13 protein-coding genes and 1 tRNA gene are annotated in these 15,488 nt (G+C 60.1%); 6 read left to right on the top strand and 8 right to left on the bottom strand.

Annotated features, from left to right (window positions below):
- Nucleotides 1-77, top strand: a tRNA-Arg gene (locus OKC43_RS16395).
- Between the two features lie 342 nt (nt 78-419).
- Here the strand turns inward: OKC43_RS16395 and pbpG are convergent.
- The 6 genes from pbpG to OKC43_RS16365 all read right to left on the bottom strand — a co-directional run bounded on the left by pbpG (nt 420) and on the right by OKC43_RS16365 (nt 6,023).
- A complete protein-coding gene (pbpG, locus tag OKC43_RS16390) occupies nt 420-1,247 on the bottom strand; it encodes a D-alanyl-D-alanine endopeptidase (protein ID WP_005348750.1) in 828 nt (275 codons plus the stop codon).
- Nucleotides 1,248-1,406: 159 nt separating this feature from the next.
- Nucleotides 1,407-2,072, bottom strand: coding sequence for a DedA family protein (locus tag OKC43_RS16385; protein ID WP_236272802.1), 666 nt, complete (start codon nt 2,070-2,072; stop codon nt 1,407-1,409).
- 18 nt (nt 2,073-2,090) lie between these two features.
- The gene (locus OKC43_RS16380) at nt 2,091-3,383 is read right to left on the bottom strand and encodes a hemolysin family protein (RefSeq protein WP_040069001.1); all 1,293 of its coding nucleotides are present in this window, start codon (nt 3,381-3,383) and stop codon (nt 2,091-2,093) included.
- Between the two features lie 243 nt (nt 3,384-3,626).
- On the bottom strand, nt 3,627-4,685 hold the full coding sequence (gene ansB, locus OKC43_RS16375; protein WP_064338868.1) for an L-asparaginase 2: 1,059 nt from the start codon (nt 4,683-4,685) through the stop codon (nt 3,627-3,629).
- A gap of 130 nt (nt 4,686-4,815) precedes the next feature.
- Nucleotides 4,816-5,010 (bottom strand): heavy-metal-associated domain-containing protein, encoded by a 195-nt coding sequence (locus OKC43_RS16370; protein WP_041210890.1) that lies wholly within the window; start codon nt 5,008-5,010, stop codon nt 4,816-4,818.
- A 62-nt stretch (nt 5,011-5,072) separates the two neighbouring features.
- A complete protein-coding gene (locus tag OKC43_RS16365) occupies nt 5,073-6,023 on the bottom strand; it encodes an AEC family transporter (RefSeq protein WP_005336047.1) in 951 nt (316 codons plus the stop codon).
- Between the two features lie 137 nt (nt 6,024-6,160).
- Between OKC43_RS16365 and treR the strand changes: the two genes are divergently transcribed.
- The 5 genes from treR to OKC43_RS16340 all read left to right on the top strand — a co-directional run bounded on the left by treR (nt 6,161) and on the right by OKC43_RS16340 (nt 11,389).
- The gene (treR, locus tag OKC43_RS16360) at nt 6,161-7,108 is read left to right on the top strand and encodes a trehalose operon repressor TreR (RefSeq protein WP_236272803.1); all 948 of its coding nucleotides are present in this window, start codon (nt 6,161-6,163) and stop codon (nt 7,106-7,108) included.
- A gap of 192 nt (nt 7,109-7,300) precedes the next feature.
- Nucleotides 7,301-8,731 (top strand): PTS trehalose transporter subunit IIBC, encoded by a 1,431-nt coding sequence (gene treB, locus OKC43_RS16355; protein WP_005336043.1) that lies wholly within the window; start codon nt 7,301-7,303, stop codon nt 8,729-8,731.
- Nucleotides 8,732-8,797: 66 nt separating this feature from the next.
- Nucleotides 8,798-10,459 carry an alpha,alpha-phosphotrehalase gene (gene treC / locus OKC43_RS16350; RefSeq protein ID WP_236272804.1) on the top strand — a complete coding sequence of 554 codons (1,662 nt, stop codon included), beginning with the start codon at nt 8,798-8,800 and terminating at the stop codon, nt 10,457-10,459.
- A gap of 3 nt (nt 10,460-10,462) precedes the next feature.
- Complete coding sequence (locus OKC43_RS16345) at nt 10,463-11,080, top strand: sugar O-acetyltransferase (protein ID WP_236272805.1); 618 nt, start codon at nt 10,463-10,465, stop codon at nt 11,078-11,080.
- Between the two features lie 120 nt (nt 11,081-11,200).
- The gene (locus OKC43_RS16340; protein ID WP_005336040.1) at nt 11,201-11,389 is read left to right on the top strand and encodes a hypothetical protein; all 189 of its coding nucleotides are present in this window, start codon (nt 11,201-11,203) and stop codon (nt 11,387-11,389) included.
- A gap of 60 nt (nt 11,390-11,449) precedes the next feature.
- Here the strand turns inward: OKC43_RS16340 and rluA are convergent, their stop codons facing one another.
- Entirely contained in the window at nt 11,450-12,106 is a 657-nt protein-coding gene (gene rluA, locus OKC43_RS16335) for a bifunctional tRNA pseudouridine(32) synthase/23S rRNA pseudouridine(746) synthase RluA (RefSeq protein ID WP_103252124.1), read from the bottom strand.
- Nucleotides 12,107-12,221: 115 nt separating this feature from the next.
- Complete coding sequence (gene rapA / locus OKC43_RS16330; RefSeq protein ID WP_236272806.1) at nt 12,222-15,089, bottom strand: RNA polymerase-associated protein RapA; 2,868 nt, start codon at nt 15,087-15,089, stop codon at nt 12,222-12,224.
- Between the last annotated feature and the right edge of the window lie 399 nt (nt 15,090-15,488).

Genomic DNA, 15,488 nt, shown 5'->3' with positions numbered 1-15,488 from the left:
GCGCCCGTAGCTCAGCTGGATAGAGTACCTGGCTACGAACCAGGTGGTCAGAGGTTCGAATCCTCTCGGGCGCACCATACAGACAGCCTCGACTTCGGTCGGGGCTGTTTTTTTATGGGCGATATTTAGCTTTTTGGTACAGATTCGTGTTCGCGTTATAGCGCCTGGATGGCCATCCAGTCTGTTCTTGTCCTTATTTCTTCCCCTTTCTGTGATTGCGCACAGTTCTTCTGAACGGTGCAACCCCTTGCCACCCTTTGCCTTATCTAGAAGCGCCCTGTATGCCTGCTGTTGCAACGGCAGATGCCGCGTAGCTTATCACTCAAGGTTCGCTCATCTACATCCTGCAAGGCCTGCAGAGGCGTTTTGCGGGCAATAAAAAAGGATGCCGCAGCATCCTTTTGTGTTGAGAGATTTACTCAGCTTTTCAGCCATTTGCGAATGCGGTTGGCATCGCCGATGGGGGTGCGTTTGCCCACCGAGTTGAGCAGCACGATGGCGAGCTCGCGGCTGTCCGGTTTGGCGCGCATCACCAGACAGCGACCCGCTTCGTCAGTGAAGCCGGTCTTGGAGAGGCGCACGTCCCAATCCGGGTTTTTCACCAGCGGGTTGGTGTTGTTGAACATCAGGCTGTAGGCGGGGGCGCTGAAGCGCATCTCCCGGTTCTCATCCTGAGTGAACTGACGGATCAGCGGCTGACGATAGGCGGCAGCAGCCAGCTTGCCCAGATCCTGGGCGGTAGAGACGTTGCGGGTGGAGAGGCCGGTGGAGTCGTAGAAGTGGGTATTTCGCATACCCAGCTGTCTGGCCTTGTTGTTCATGGCTCGCACGAAGGCGCTGCGACCGCCCGGATAGTGACGCGCCAGTGCCGAGGCCATCCGGTTTTCGGAGGACATCAGCGCCAGATGCAGGGCGTCGCGGCGGGTCACCTTGGTGCCCATGCGGATGCGGGAGTGAGTGTGTTTGACCCGATCCAGATCGTTCTTGTCGACCGTGATGGTCTGGTTGAGATTCTGTTTGGCATCCAGCACCACCAGCGCTGTCATCAGCTTGGTGAGAGAGGCGATGGGACGCACCTTGGTGGCATTCTTCTGGTAGAGCGTCTTGCCCGTTTTTACATCCACGACCAGGGCGCTGCTCGAGCGTACTTCCAGTTTGGCTGGGTTGGGTGCCGCGCTGACCGCAGGCAATCCCAGCATTCCCATCAACCCGACAACCAGCGCAGCTGCGCGAATCCGACACCACATACAACCGACTCCGTTCCCATCCAAAAAAAGGCGCTAGATTCACTCATTTTTACCCCGGCTTTACAAGGGCCGAGCGGGACTATTTCTGCTATTTGCGCAAAATAGGCGATCAAAAAAGCCCTCTGGCGAGGGCTTTCGGGTCGGGCGTTGGGCGAGGGGTCAATCCCGCGGCTGCGCGGCCCTGCGTTTGCTGACCCAGCGCCAGACCAGCGCCACCATGCCACCCACCAGCAGGGCCACCGGCAGATAGATGATGATGTTGAAGAACTGGGTCTGGTATTCGGCTGCCAGCTTGGTGTGGCTCAGGTAGTAGCCAAACCCGACCAGCGGGCAGATCCACATGATGGAGCTGATCAGATTGACGATGAGAAAGCGCCCCTGGGGCAGCTCGGTGGCACCGACGATGTAGGGGTAGGCGGTGCGTACGAAGGCGATATAGCGCGCGGTGATCAGGGTGATGATCCCGTACTTGTCCAGCAGGTGGTAGACCTTCTGCTGGTGTCGCTCTTCCACGTGGGACATCAGCCGATGGTAGAGCTGGGTGTGGCCGAGAAAGCGCCCCTGCATGTAACCGAGCCAGGTGCCGACAAAGGTAGCCATGATCAACAGCGGGATCACCCCGAGAGACAATACATCCTGATAGATGAGTACGCCGGTGAGGATCAGCAGGCTGTCACCGGGCAGAAAGGCGGTAGGGATGAATCCGTTTTCCAGTACCAGAAACGTCAGAATCACACCACAGATCATGAAGGCCATCTTGGGATCGGAAAGTGTGTTCAGATCGTGATTCATAAAGGCGTGAGCCAGTTGGTAAAACTGCTCCATACTTGCAAACTCCGCAGGTTAGCTGGGTTGATCGGTCAAGGGCATGGCGAGCACCTTGTCGATGCGCAGGCCATCCATGTCAACAATTTCCAGTTGCCACTGTTCCAGTGTCACCAGGTCTCCGGTTTGTGGAACACGACCAAGGAGCAGCATGATAAGCCCTCCGAGGGTGTGATAGTGATGTTTTTCTTCTTCTGGCAGACGAACTAACTCCAGACAGTCCTTCAACTCCGGCAGCGGGATCAGGCCATCGAGCAGCCAGCTGCCGTCGGCGCGCCGGAATGCCCAGTTGTCCTCGCCATCCTCCTGCTGGAAATCCCCCGCCAGCGCCTCCAGCAGATCCTGCTGGGTGACCAGTCCCTGCAGCTCGCCATATTCGTCCACCACCAGCGCCATCTGTTCGCTGTGGGTGCGGAAGTGGTTGAGCAGCTCGACGCCGTTGAGGGTCTCGGGCAGCAGGCTGCCCTCCTGGGTCAGGGCAGCCAGATCGATGGGCTCCCCCTTGATATAGGCGTGCAGCACCTTGCTGACATTGATGATACCCACCAATTCTGACAGGTTGCCGTCGCAGACCGGAAAATAGCTGTGGCGATACTCCACCAGCCGCTGCAGGTTGGTCTCCAGCGGCAGCGCCAGATCCAGATAGCGGATATCGCTGCGCGGCACCATCAGGGAGGAGAGGCTGCGCTCGTCGAGACGGAAGACGTTGCGCAGCATGGTGTGTTCATGATCCTCGATCACCCCGGCTTCAGAGCCCTCCACCAGCATGGCGTGGATCTCCTCCTCGGTAACGTTGGCGCTGCCGTTCTGGTTGACCCGCAGCAGCCGCAGACTGGCATTGGTGGAGGCCGACAGCAGCCAGACGAAGGGGCGGGTCAGGGTGGCGAGCCAGTGCATGGGGCGGGCCACCAGACAGGCGATGCGCTCGGCATTGAGCTGGCCGAGGCGCTTGGGCACCAGCTCCCCTACCACGATGGAGAGGTAAGTAACCACCACCACCACGATGACGGTGGCGATCAGGCCACTGCTCTTGGCGGGGAGCCCCCACTCCTGCAACCAGAGGGAGAAGGGCTGGGCCAGCAGGGATTCGCCGTAGATACCGTTGAGCAGGCCGATGCTGGTAATGCCGATTTGGACGGCAGAGAGAAAATGGGTCGGGTCTTCGCCCAGTTTGAGGGCAATGGCGGCGGAGCGGTTGCCTTCAGAGGCAAGCTTGCCGAGGCGAGCCTTGCGTGCGGTGACGATGGCGATTTCTGACATGGCGAAGACGCCATTAAGCAAAATCAATCCCAGCAGGATCAATATTTCCATACAGCAACAGCACTCCTTGAGTGGATAAGATCGCTGGCAGTGTAATGAATTTGGCGGCGATGCGCTTGTGAAAGCGGGTGATCCGGCTCGCTAATTTGATGACAGCGCTTTGCGATGGCTGAAAAAGATGGCCGGAAAAGAGAGGGACGACCCCGCCAAACGGCGTAATGGGCGAGGCAGCATTGCAGGAGTGAAAAGGGCGGGAAGTCCCGCCCTTGCTTATCACTTGTCAGACAACCGTTATCAGAACTGCTGGAACCAGCGCTGGATCTGGGCCGGATCCTTGCTCTGGGTCAGGGAGAGCATCAGCAGCACCCGCGCCTTCTGCGGGTTGAGGGTCTCGGCGGCGACGAAGCCGTACTTGGCATCATCGATCTCGGCATCCAGAGTGGTGGAGCCGGTCGGTACGCGGGCGGAGCGCACTACCCGGATGCCGTCCTTGCTCGCCTTAGCCAGGGTGTCGAACAGGGTGTGGTAGAGGTTGCCGTTGCCCACCCCGGCGCTGACGATGCCGTCGAACTTGGCATCCACCATCGCCTTGGCCGGCAGATCGGTGGCGTTGGCGTAGCTGTAGACGATGCCGACCTGTGGCAGCTTGTCGAGCTTGCTCACATCAAACGGGGTCTTGCTGGTGTGCAGGCGAGCCGGACTGCGCTGATAGTCGATCTTGCCGTTGTGGATGTAGCCGAGCGGGCCAAAGTTGGGGGAGGCGAAGGTTTGCACCCCGGTGGTGTTGGTCTTGGTGACGTCGCGGGCATCCAGCACTGTGTCGTTCATCGCCACCATCACGCCACGGCCCTTGGAGGCGGGGTCGGAGGCGGTCACCACGGCGTTGTAGAGGTTGAGCGGGCCATCGGCACTCATGGCGGTGGAGGGACGCATGGCGCCAACCAGTACCACCGGCTTGTCGCTCTTGACGGTCAGATTGAGGAAGTAGGCGGTCTCTTCCATGGTGTCGGTGCCGTGGGTGATGACGATGCCATCCACGTCATCCTTGGCCAGCAGCTCGTTGACCCGCTTGGCCAGCTTGAGCCACACCTCGTCGTTCATGTCCTGGGAGCCGATCTTCACCACCTGCTCTCCCTGCACATCGGCCACGTTTTTCATCTCGGGCACCGCGGCGATCAGGGTTTCGATGGCCACCTTGCCAGCCTCGTAGTTGGACTGGGTAGCCGACTGGCCTGCCCCGGCAATGGTGCCGCCGGTTGCCAGAATATGGACGTTGGGCAGGGCCATGGCCATGGGGGAGAGGGTCAGGCCGACGACGGCGGCGAGCAGGGTCTTGCGGATCGGTAGGGTCATGCTGCAAATCCTTATGGTTGGAATAATCGCAGCAAGTTTGCCCGTTTAATAACCTGGGTCTGTGATAAAACTCACCAAAAGACAGGTGAGTACAGATTTTTAACCTGTTTTATACCTCTATGGAGATAATTTAACTCGCAGAGAAACCCTTGGCTTCGATCAGGGCGATCAGCTCGGCCTTGCTCAGCTCGCTCTCGATGACGGCCTTGCTGTTGGCGAAATCGACGGTCGCGGTAGTGACTGCAGGCTGGGCCAGCAGGGCTTTTTGCAGACTGGCGGCGCAGCCACCACAGGACATGCCGGACACTGTGAGTTCGATGGTCATGGAATATCTCCTCTGTTGATGGGCGCCAGCCTAAAGCTGCCGCCTCCGGCAAGGTCAAGCCGTTAGTACATCAACCCTAGGTAGTTCATCAGAGTTGCCCCGAGGCTGGTAGTGACCAGCGAACCGAGGGTGGTGGTGGCGATGATGTTTGCGGCCAGCACGCTGTCGCCCCCCATGGCACGGGTCATCACATAGCTGGCGGCGGCAGTCGGGGTAGCGCTGATGAGGAACAGAATACCCAGCTCCAGATGGCTGAAGCCGAGCAGAGCCGCCCCCAGGGTAAAAGCTGCTGGAATGAGACAGAGCCGCATGATGCTGGCCCACCCGGCAATGGCTGCACCACCACGCAGAGCATCCAGGCTGAGGGAGGCGCCGGTGCAGAGCAGCGCCAGCGGCAACGTCATGTTGGCGAAGTAGCTGCCGGTGGTGAGCAGCAGTTGCGGCATCTTGATACCGAGCAGGGTAAACGGCAGCGCCGCCACAATGGCGATGATCAGGGGGTTTTTGATGATGCCGAGCAGGATGGGGCGAATGCCTGTGGCGCCGCCGAGACTGCGGGTGAGGGTGATCACCGCGAGAATGTTGTAGAGCACGGTCACCGCGCCGACATAGAAGGCCGCCGCCCCCAACCCTTCGTGGCCGTAGGCGTTCTGCACATAGGCGAGCCCGATAATGGCGCTGTTGCCGCGAAAGCTCCCCTGCACGAAGATGCCGCGCAGCCGCTGCTCCCCGATAAAACGCCCGGCCAGCAGCTCCAGCACCAGATAGCTGATAACGGTAGCGAGCAGGCCATAGCCGATAAACCAGAGGCTCGGCATGGTGGCGAAGTTGGTACCCAGAATACTGAGAAAGAGCAGAGCGGGCAGGGTGACCTGAAACACCAGTCGCGAGGCGGATTCGGTGAAGGGATCCGGCAGCAGCCCCAACCGCTTGAGCAAGATGCCGAGCAGCAGCACCACGCAGATGGGGCCTGTGATGGAGAGGGAGAAGAGCAGACTGGCCAGCAGATCCATGATGGGCATCCTGTGCTGTGCCCACACACCCTGACGGCGGGGCAAAAAGGGCATTCTAACGCCATGGGCTTGTATTCACAGGGGTTAATCACAACAATGTGGGCAATTCCACCGCCTAGCCTCCTGTGAGCCAATTCATGGACAAGAAACTGACCATCCTCGATATCGCCAGACTGAGTGGCGTCGGCAAGTCGACCGTCTCCCGGGTGCTTAATCAGGATCCCAAGGTGAAGCAGGAGACCCGCGAGCGGGTGGAGCAGATCATCGCCGAGCACGGCTTCGTGCCGAGCAAATCGGCGCGGGCCATGCGCAGCCAGAGCCAGCAGGTGGTGGGGATCATCGTCTCGCGGCTCGACTCCAGCTCGGAGAATCAGGCGGTGCGCGGCATGCTGGAGACCCTCTACCTGCGTGGCTACGATGCCGTGCTGATGGAGAGCAAGTTCTCCCCCGCCAAGGTACAGGAGCATCTGGCGGTGCTGGAGCGGCGCGGGGTGGATGGCATTATCCTGTTCGCCTTCAATGACTTGGACTATGCCGCCATGGCGCCGCTGCAAGAGAAGCTGGTGCTGGTCGCCCGTGAATACCCCGGTTTCTCCTCGGTCTGCTTCGACGACGCCGGTGCGGTGCGCACCATGCTGGCGCAGCTGGCAAGCCGTGGCGCCCGCGACATCGCCTATCTGGGGGTGGATACCTCGGATCTCACCACAGGCCAGCGCCGCCTAGATGCTTATCTCGCTTACTGCGCAGAGCAGGGGTTGCGCCCGCGCAGTGCCCTCGGTGATCTCAGCCTGCAGAGCGGCTACCGGCTGGCGGCCGAGCTGCTGACGCCCTCCACCCAGGCGCTGGTCTGCGCCAGCGATACCCTCGCCATCGGTGCGGCAAAATATCTGCAAGAACAAGGGCGTAGCGATGTGCTTGTGACCGGACTTGGCAACAATCCCATGCTCAGCTTCCTCTTCCCAAACGCCCTCAGTCTCGATCTTGGTTACAAAGGGGCGGGGGAGCAGGCGGCGCGTCAGCTGCTCGACCAGATTGAGCAGGATCAGCCTCCGCTGGTGACAATCGCCCCCTGTCGAACCCTGTGAGCCCCATCACTCCGGACTGAACAAAAAGTACGCTTTTTGTGATGCTGGCCACGAATTGGGAACGTTCCCATTTCGATCTGGCCAGATTGTCGGCATGCTAAATGGGAACGATACCAAAAACGCTCCGGCCGACAGACTGGCTCAAAAGGGCGATACAGACCACTATTCAATGGCGTCACAGAGGGAAGACCCATGTCCAAGATCAACGCACAGCAGCTTGCCACCCTGATCGACAAGATCGGCGGCAAGGAGAACATCGCCACCGTCAGCCACTGCCTGACCCGGTTGCGCTTCGTCCTGAACGATCCGGCCAAGGCCGACAGCAAGGCTATCGAAACTATCCCGGCGGTGAAGGGAAGCTTCACCCAGGGCGGTCAGTTCCAGGTGGTGATCGGCAACGAGGTAGAGCAGTGGTACAAGGCGCTGACCGAGCAGCTCGGCGTCAGCGGTGGCAGCAAGGAGACCGCCAAGCAGGCGGCGCGCCAAAACATGAACCCGCTGGAGCGGGGCATTTCCCATCTGGCGGAGATCTTCGTTCCGCTGCTGCCCGCCATCATCACCGGCGGTCTGATCCTGGGCTTTCGCAACGTCATCGGCGACATCAAGATGTTCGACGATGGTACTCACACCCTCACCGAGATCAGCCAGTTCTGGGCTCAGGTACACGCCTTCCTCTGGCTGCTGGGCGAGGCGATCTTCCACTTCCTGCCGGTCGGTGTCTGCTGGTCTGCTGTGAAGAAGATGGGCGGCTCCGAGATCCTGGGTATCGTGCTGGGGGTGACGCTGGTGTCACCGCAGTTGATGAACGCCTACGGCATCGGTCAGCAGACTCCCGAGGTGTGGGACTTCGGCCTGTTCGTGATCCAGAAGGTAGGTTATCAGGCCCAGGTCATTCCGGCGCTGCTGGCGGGTGTCTTCCTGGCTTGGGTTGAGACCAACCTCAAGCGGATCATTCCGGCTTACCTCTATCTGGTGATTGTGCCGTTTGTCTCGCTGCTGCTGGCGGTGATCGTGGCTCACGCCTTTATCGGCCCGTTTGGTCGCTGGATTGGTGATGGCGTCGGTTTCGCTGCCAAGGCTGCCATGACCGGCTCCTTCGCTCCCATCGGTGCTGCCCTGTTCGGTTTCCTCTATGCACCGCTGGTTATTACCGGTATCCACCACACCACCAACGCAGTGGATCTGCAGCTGATGCAGAGCATGGGTGGCACGCCAATCTGGCCGCTGATCGCCCTCTCCAACATCGCTCAGGCTTCTGCCGTGGTGGGCATCATTCTGATTAGCCGCAAGGAGAACGAGCGGGAGATCTCGGTGCCTGCTGCCATCTCCGCCTACCTCGGGGTTACCGAACCGGCCATGTACGGTATCAACCTCAAGTACAAGTTCCCCATGCTGTGCGCCATGGTGGGCTCCAGCCTTGCCGCCCTCATTTGTGGCTTTGCCGGGGTAATGGCCAACGGCATCGGGGTAGGCGGCCTGCCCGGCATCCTCTCCATCCAGCCGCAATACTGGGCTGTGTTCGCCATCGCCATGCTGGTCGCCATCGTGGTGCCTGTGGTGCTGACCCTGCTGGTCTACAAGCGCCAGCAAGCCGCAGGCAAGTTGGCCCAAGCCAGCGCCTGACAATGATTATCAGGGCGACCCACAGGTCGCCCTCTCCATTTTCTATTCGAGACAAGAGAAAGACCCATGAGCCAAACACCCTGGTGGCAGAGTGCCGTGATTTACCAGATTTACCCCAAGAGCTTTCAGGATTCCGGCGCCCGTGGCACCGGAGATCTCAAGGGGATCATGGCCCGCCTCGACTATCTCAAGACCCTGGGCGTTGACGCCCTCTGGCTGACCCCTGTCTACGTCTCCCCGCAGGTGGACAACGGCTACGACATCGCCGACTACTACGCCATCGACCCCGCCTACGGCACCATGGATGATTTCGAGGCGCTGCTGGCCGCCGCCCACGCGCGCGATATCCGCATCGTGATGGATATAGTAGTGAACCACACCTCCACCGAGCACACCTGGTTCAAGTCGGCGCTGGGGGATAAAAACAGCCCCTACCGCGACTACTACATCTGGCGCGATCCGGTGGATGGCGGCGTGCCGAACAACTGGCAATCCAAATTTGGCGGCAGCGCCTGGGAGCTGGACTCAGCCACCGGTCAGTACTACCTGCACCTGTTTGCCCGCGAGCAGGCGGATCTCAACTGGGAAAATCCTGCAGTGCGCGCCGAGGTCAAAAAGATCATCCACTTCTGGGCGAACAAGGGGGTGGATGGTTTCCGCCTCGACGTCATCAACCTCATCTCCAAGGATCAGGCGTTCCCGAGCGACGACAGTGGCGATGGCCGTCGCTTCTACACCGACGGGCCGCGCATCCACGAATTTTTGCAGGACGTGAGCCGCGACGTGTTCGCGCCGGTGGGGGCCATGACGGTGGGGGAGATGTCCTCTACTTCGCTGGAGCACTGCCAGCGCTACGGCGCGCTGGACGGCTCAGAGCTCTCCATGGTGTTCAACTTCCACCACCTCAAGGTGGATTACCCCAACGGCGACAAGTGGACGAAAGCACCGTTCGATTTCCTCGAACTCAAGCGCATCTTCAACCACTGGCAGAGCGGTATGCACGGCAAGGGGTGGTCGGCGCTGTTCTGGTGCAATCACGACCAACCGCGCATCGTCTCCCGCTTCGGTGACGAGGGCGAGCATAGGGTAGTGGCCGCCAAGATGCTGGCCAGCACGCTGCACGGTCTGCAAGGCACCCCTTACATCTATCAGGGGGAGGAGATCGGCATGACCAACCCCGGTTATCAGCGCATCGATGACTATCAGGATGTAGAGAGCCGCAACATCTTCGGCATCAAGCAGGCGGAAGGGATGAGCGAGGCCGAGATCCTCGCCATTCTCGGCGCCAAGTCCCGCGATAACTCCCGCACCCCGATGCAGTGGAGCGCCGCCCCCAATGCCGGTTTCACCAGCGGGACGCCCTGGCTCAAACCTGCCGCCAACTACCCCGAAATCAATGCCGAGGCGGCGCTGACCGACCCGAACTCAGTGTTCTGGCACTACCGGGATTTGATCGCTTTGCGCAAGGCGCACCCCATCTTCACCCAAGGGGATTATCAGGAGCTGCTGACGGGGCACCAAAAGATCTGGGCCTATGCCCGCCGTGCCAACGGTCAGACCCTGCTGGTGGTGAGCAACTTCTACGGCGAGCCGGTTGAGTTTGCCTTGCCTGCCGAGCTGCAAAGCGGGCAAGGTCGGCTGCTGCTCGGCAACTACCCCGATAGCCCGGCCCAACCGCAATCGGGTATGCTGCGCCCTTATGAATCCCTGATCTGGCTGATGGAGTAGTGGATGAGCGAGGAAATGGTTGCAGCTGAACAGCAGCATGCGCGTGGTGCCGAGTGGCAGAAGATGGTGGCCGGTGATCCCTATGATGCGGGGGATCCCGAGCTGAAAGCGGCGCGCGAGCGCTGCCGCAAGCTCTATCACACCTTCAACACCAGCTGGCAGGAAAAACCAGCGCGGGATGCTTTGCTGCACGAGCTGCTCGGTGGCCGCGGCCAGGAGTGTGCCATCAATCCGCCATTCTTCTGCGACTATGGTGCCAACATCTTCGTCGGCGAGAACTTCTACGCCAACGTGGGCTGCACCATCCTCGACGTCTGCGAGGTGCATATCGGCGACAACGTGCTGCTGGCGCCCGGGGTGCAGATCTACACCGCCGCTCACCCGGTGGCGCCACGTATCAAGGGTGTCGAGTTCGGCAAGCCGGTGCGGATCGGTCACAACGTCTGGATTGGCGGCAGCGTCGTCATCTGCCCCGGCGTTACTATCGGTGACAACAGCGTCATCGGCGCAGGCTCGGTGGTGACCAAAGATGTGCCCGCCAACGTGGTGGCGGCTGGCAACCCTTGCAAGGTGCTTCGGCCGATGACGGCACAGGAGCTTGAAGGCGTCATTCAGCGGTGAACAGGGGCCATGAATGCTATTGCTATCTGATTGATAGAAAAGCGACTTTCAGATTGTTTTGCATTCAGGGCTTATGTTCGGGGCCGCTTGGCCGATACTGTTGAGTGCAGGAGGAACCCTATGGATATATCAAGTTCTGCAAATGCGTCGTTTGGTTCTGCTTTGATGACGGCCAGTCTGGCCAAGAAACAGCAGACCCAAGAGGGCGAAGCTGCGCTGAAGCTGCTGCAAAACGCAGCGCAATCAGCGCCGGTTGCACCGACATCGGCCAGCGCTTCCCTGGGAAGCAAGATCGATATTCGCGTCTGACCCTAATGAAAAAGCCCCCATCTCGCGATGGGGGCTTTTTTATCTCTGCGATTTGCGGGATCAGACCGGGAAAGGAGCCGGCGCCTCGAAGGTCATCCGTTCCCCGCTGCGGGGGTGGCTGATGGTCAGCATGGCCGCATGCAGGTAGAGATGGGGGGCAGCCGCCAGCGCATCCGGATGGGCGTAGAGGTTGTCACCCAGGATCGGATGCCCCAGCTCCAGCATATGGACGCGCAACTGGTGCGAGCGACCTGTGATGGGAGTCAGCTTGATCAGGCTGTTGCCGTTCTCCACTTTCAGTTTTTCCCACAGGGTCAGGGCGTGACGCCCCTCCTCGTGATCCACCTTCTGTTTCGGGCGGTTTGGCCAGTCGACGCAGAGCGGCAGGTCAACCTGACCAGATGCTGCCTCCGGCTCGCCCCACACCCAGGCGAGGTAGTGCTTCTCGGTCTCCCGCTCGCGAAATTGTCGGCTCAGCTCCCGATGAGAGTTGGGATTGAGGGGAATGACAATGACGCCAGTGGTGGACATGTCGAGGCGATGAGCTGCCGCCGCCTTGGGGTGCTGCTGTTTCACCCGATGCAGGACGCTGTCTTCATTCTCGGGGCCGCGCCCGGGGACGCTTAGCAGGCCAGTGGGCTTGTTGACCACCATGATGTCCTTGTCCTTGAACAGGATATCGAGCCAGGGTTCCAGAGGCGGTGAGTATTCAAACATAAATGTCTCGCATCAGAAGGTGGGGGCAAGCCCCCATCAGTTATGGGTAACCACGACAAAGCGGCCTTGGGTATCCAGTTTGAGCTGGGTCTGGCCGCTGTCGGTCGGTACCTTGTCAGTTATGGGTGACCACGATAAAGCGGATGGCATCCAGCTTGAGTTGGGTCTGATCGATCAGGTGGTGCAATTCTGCCTGCAGATTGCGCAGATAATCCAGTTCGCTGTCGCGCACGTTCGGGTTGACTGCCTTGAGCGCTTCCAGACGATCCAGATCCTGCTGCAGGGTCTGCGCCATCTGGGCACGGGCCTTGTCGACAATCCCGGCTTTCAGCTCTTCGGCAATGGCCTGGCCCTTGCCAATCAGACCGTGGATCACCGGTTGGGATGCAGTCACGAGCTTGCTGCCGAGGTGGCGATTGACCGGAGTCAGCTGGCGGTTGAAGGCATCGAACGCCACTTTCTCACCCAGATTCTGGCCGTTCTTGTCCATCAGCAGACGGATCGGCGTCGGCGGCATGAAGCGGTAGAGCTGGGGATGGGCCGCAGACTCGGCAACGAAGATCAGCTCAAGCAGGATGGAGCCGATGGGCAGCGCCTTGTTCTTGAGCAGTGCGACCGAGGTGGCACCGATCTCGGAGCCCAGGATCAGGTCGATACCGCCGCGCATCATGGGGTGATCCCAGGAGAGCAGCGCCATGTCATCCCGCGACAGGGCTGTGTTGCGATCGAAGGTGATGGTCATGCCGTCTTGCGGCAGGCCCGGGAAGCTGGAGACCAGCATGTGATCCCCGGGGGTCAGCACCAGCGCGTTCTCGCCACGGTCATCCTGATTGACGCCGATCTCGTCGAACATCTTGAGAGCAAAGGAGATCATGCCGGTGTCGTCATCTTCGGCGGCCAGCTTGTCGACCAGCTGCTGGGCGGCGGCGCCACCGCTGGAGTGGATCTCCAGCAGGCGATCGCGACCCTGCTCCAGTCGGGCCTTGAGCGGCTCGTGCAGTTCGCGGGTCTTTACCAGCAGGGCCTCGAGGGCTGCCTGATCGCCGGTGTTGGCGGCCAGCAGCTCGAACAGCTCTTCACGTACCGCTTCGAATACCGGGCGGGCCGTCGGGCAGGTCTGCTCGAACGCGTCCAGACCATCGTGATACCAGAGCTGCAGGGCGCGCTGGGCAGTCCCTTCCAGATAGGGAACGTGGATCTCGACGGTATTCTGCTGACCGATACGATCCAGTCGGCCGATACGCTGCTCCAGCAGATCCGGGTTGAGAGGCAGATCGAACAGCACCAGATGGCTGGCAAACTGGAAGTTGCGACCCTCTGAGCCGATCTCGGAGCAGAGCAGCACCTGGGCGCCACCCTCTTGCTGGGCGAAATAGGCGGAGGCCTTGTCCCGCTCAAGGATCGACATCCCTTCGTGGAACACGGCACCACGGATCCCTTCACGGGTACGCAGCGCCTCTTCCAGCGCGATGGCGGTCGCTGCTTCGGAGCAGATCACCAGCACCTTCTGCTGACGGGCAGAGAGCAGCAGCTCCAGCAACCATTCGACGCGCGGGTCGAACTGGGTCCAGGTGGCGTTGTCACCTTCGAACTGCTGGAAGATCTTCTCGGGGTAGAGGTAGCGCAGGGCGCGGGTCTGCAGATCGCCACCGTTGCCACCCATCATGCCCATCACCTTGATGGCAGTCTTGTACTGCTCCGGCAGCGGCATGGGGTAGACGTTGAGGTGACGCTCGGGGAAGCCCTGAATATTGGCGCGGCTGTTGCGGAACAGCACCCGGCCGGTGCCATGCTGGTCCAGCAGCTTGGCGACTGCCTGCTGACGGGCGGCGGCATCGCTCAAGTCCAGCCCTTCCAGCTGGCTGGCGAGGATCTGTCTGGCTTCATCGCTCAGGGTCTCGCCATCCAGCAGCTCTTGCGCGGCGCTGGCGACCTGACCATAGGCCTGCTCCTCGGCGAGGAAGGCCTCGTAGTCGTAGAAACGCTCGGGATCGAGCAGGCGCAGACGGGCAAAGTGGCTCTGGTGGCCCAGCTGATCCGGGGTGGCGGTCAGCAGCAGCACGCCCGGCACCTGTTCGGCCAGCGCTTCCACCATCTCATAGGCACGGGTCGGCGCCTCTTCGCTCCACTCCAGATGGTGGGCTTCATCGACAACCAGCAGATCCCACTCGGCTTCCAGCACCTGCTCGAAGCGACGACGCTTCTTGCGCAGGAAGTCGAGGCTGCAGATCACCAGCTGTTCGGTCTCGAAGGGGTTTTCCGCATCGGCAAATGCCTCGATGCAGCGCTCTTCGTCAAACAGGGAGAAGTGCAGGTTGAAGCGGCGCAGCATTTCGACCAGCCACTGATGCTGGAGCGTTTCGGGCAGCAGAATAAGCACGCGATGGGCGCGGCCGGAGAGCAGTTGCTGATGAATGATCATGCCCGCTTCGATGGTTTTGCCCAGACCTACCTCATCGGCCAGCAGTACGCGCGGAGCGTAGCGGTGACCCACTTCATGGGCGATATAGAGCTGGTGCGGGATCAGGCTGACCCGGCCACCGGCCAGACCGCGAGTCGGGTTGCGACGACGCTGGTGCTGGTTGATCAACGCCTCGTAGCGCAGGGTAAAGCGGGACATCCGGTCAATCTGACCGGCGAACAGGCGATCCTGCGGCTTGTTGAACTTGATAAAGTTGTTGAGAAACACTTCCTTGAGGGCAACGGGCTCATCATTGTCGGTGCGAACACCTACATATATAAGCAGGCCGTTTTTCTCCTGCACTTCTTCGACCGTCATGGTCCAGTCTTCGTGACTGGTGATCTGATCGCCCACATTGAAGCTGACCCGGGTGACCGGCGCCTCTTCTTTGGCATACATGCGGTTTTCACCGGTAGCCGGAAACAACAGGGTAACCATGCGTCCTTCAACAGCAACGACAGTCCCCAACCCCAGATCCGTCTCTGTATCACTAATCCAACGCTGGCCAAGTGCAAAAGGCATTAAACTCTCCAAAGCCCAAGAGTGTGTGAATCGCAAAGGGGCGCTATGTTACCCGAAGGCGTGACCTCGATCACCATGCATATAGATGTAGAGAGACCAAATCGCCACAACCTTGATCTGCTACCCCCGCCACGCCATATCGAGGATAGCGAGCTCGCCAAACGGGTGTGTTATTGCAGGATAAATGCGCTTTTTGGGTGATTAGTGAACGGTTGAACCAAAAATGCGAATTTAATTCGAAAACACCCTTGCAAGCGTGATCCAGATCCCTATAATGCGCCTCCATCGACAGGGCAAGCGGCAACGCAGAAAGCCAAGTCGATAACCTCGAAAAGCCTTTGAAAATAAGGCTTGACTCGAGAAGGCGGTTGAGTAGAATTCCACTCCCGCAGCAACACA

The organism is Aeromonas sp. Y289-2 (genome assembly GCF_027705925.1).
Classification (GTDB): domain Bacteria; phylum Pseudomonadota; class Gammaproteobacteria; order Enterobacterales; family Aeromonadaceae; genus Aeromonas; species Aeromonas veronii.
The sequence above is the reverse complement of the archived record's forward strand: the minus strand, read 5'-3'. Positions and strand labels throughout refer to the sequence as shown.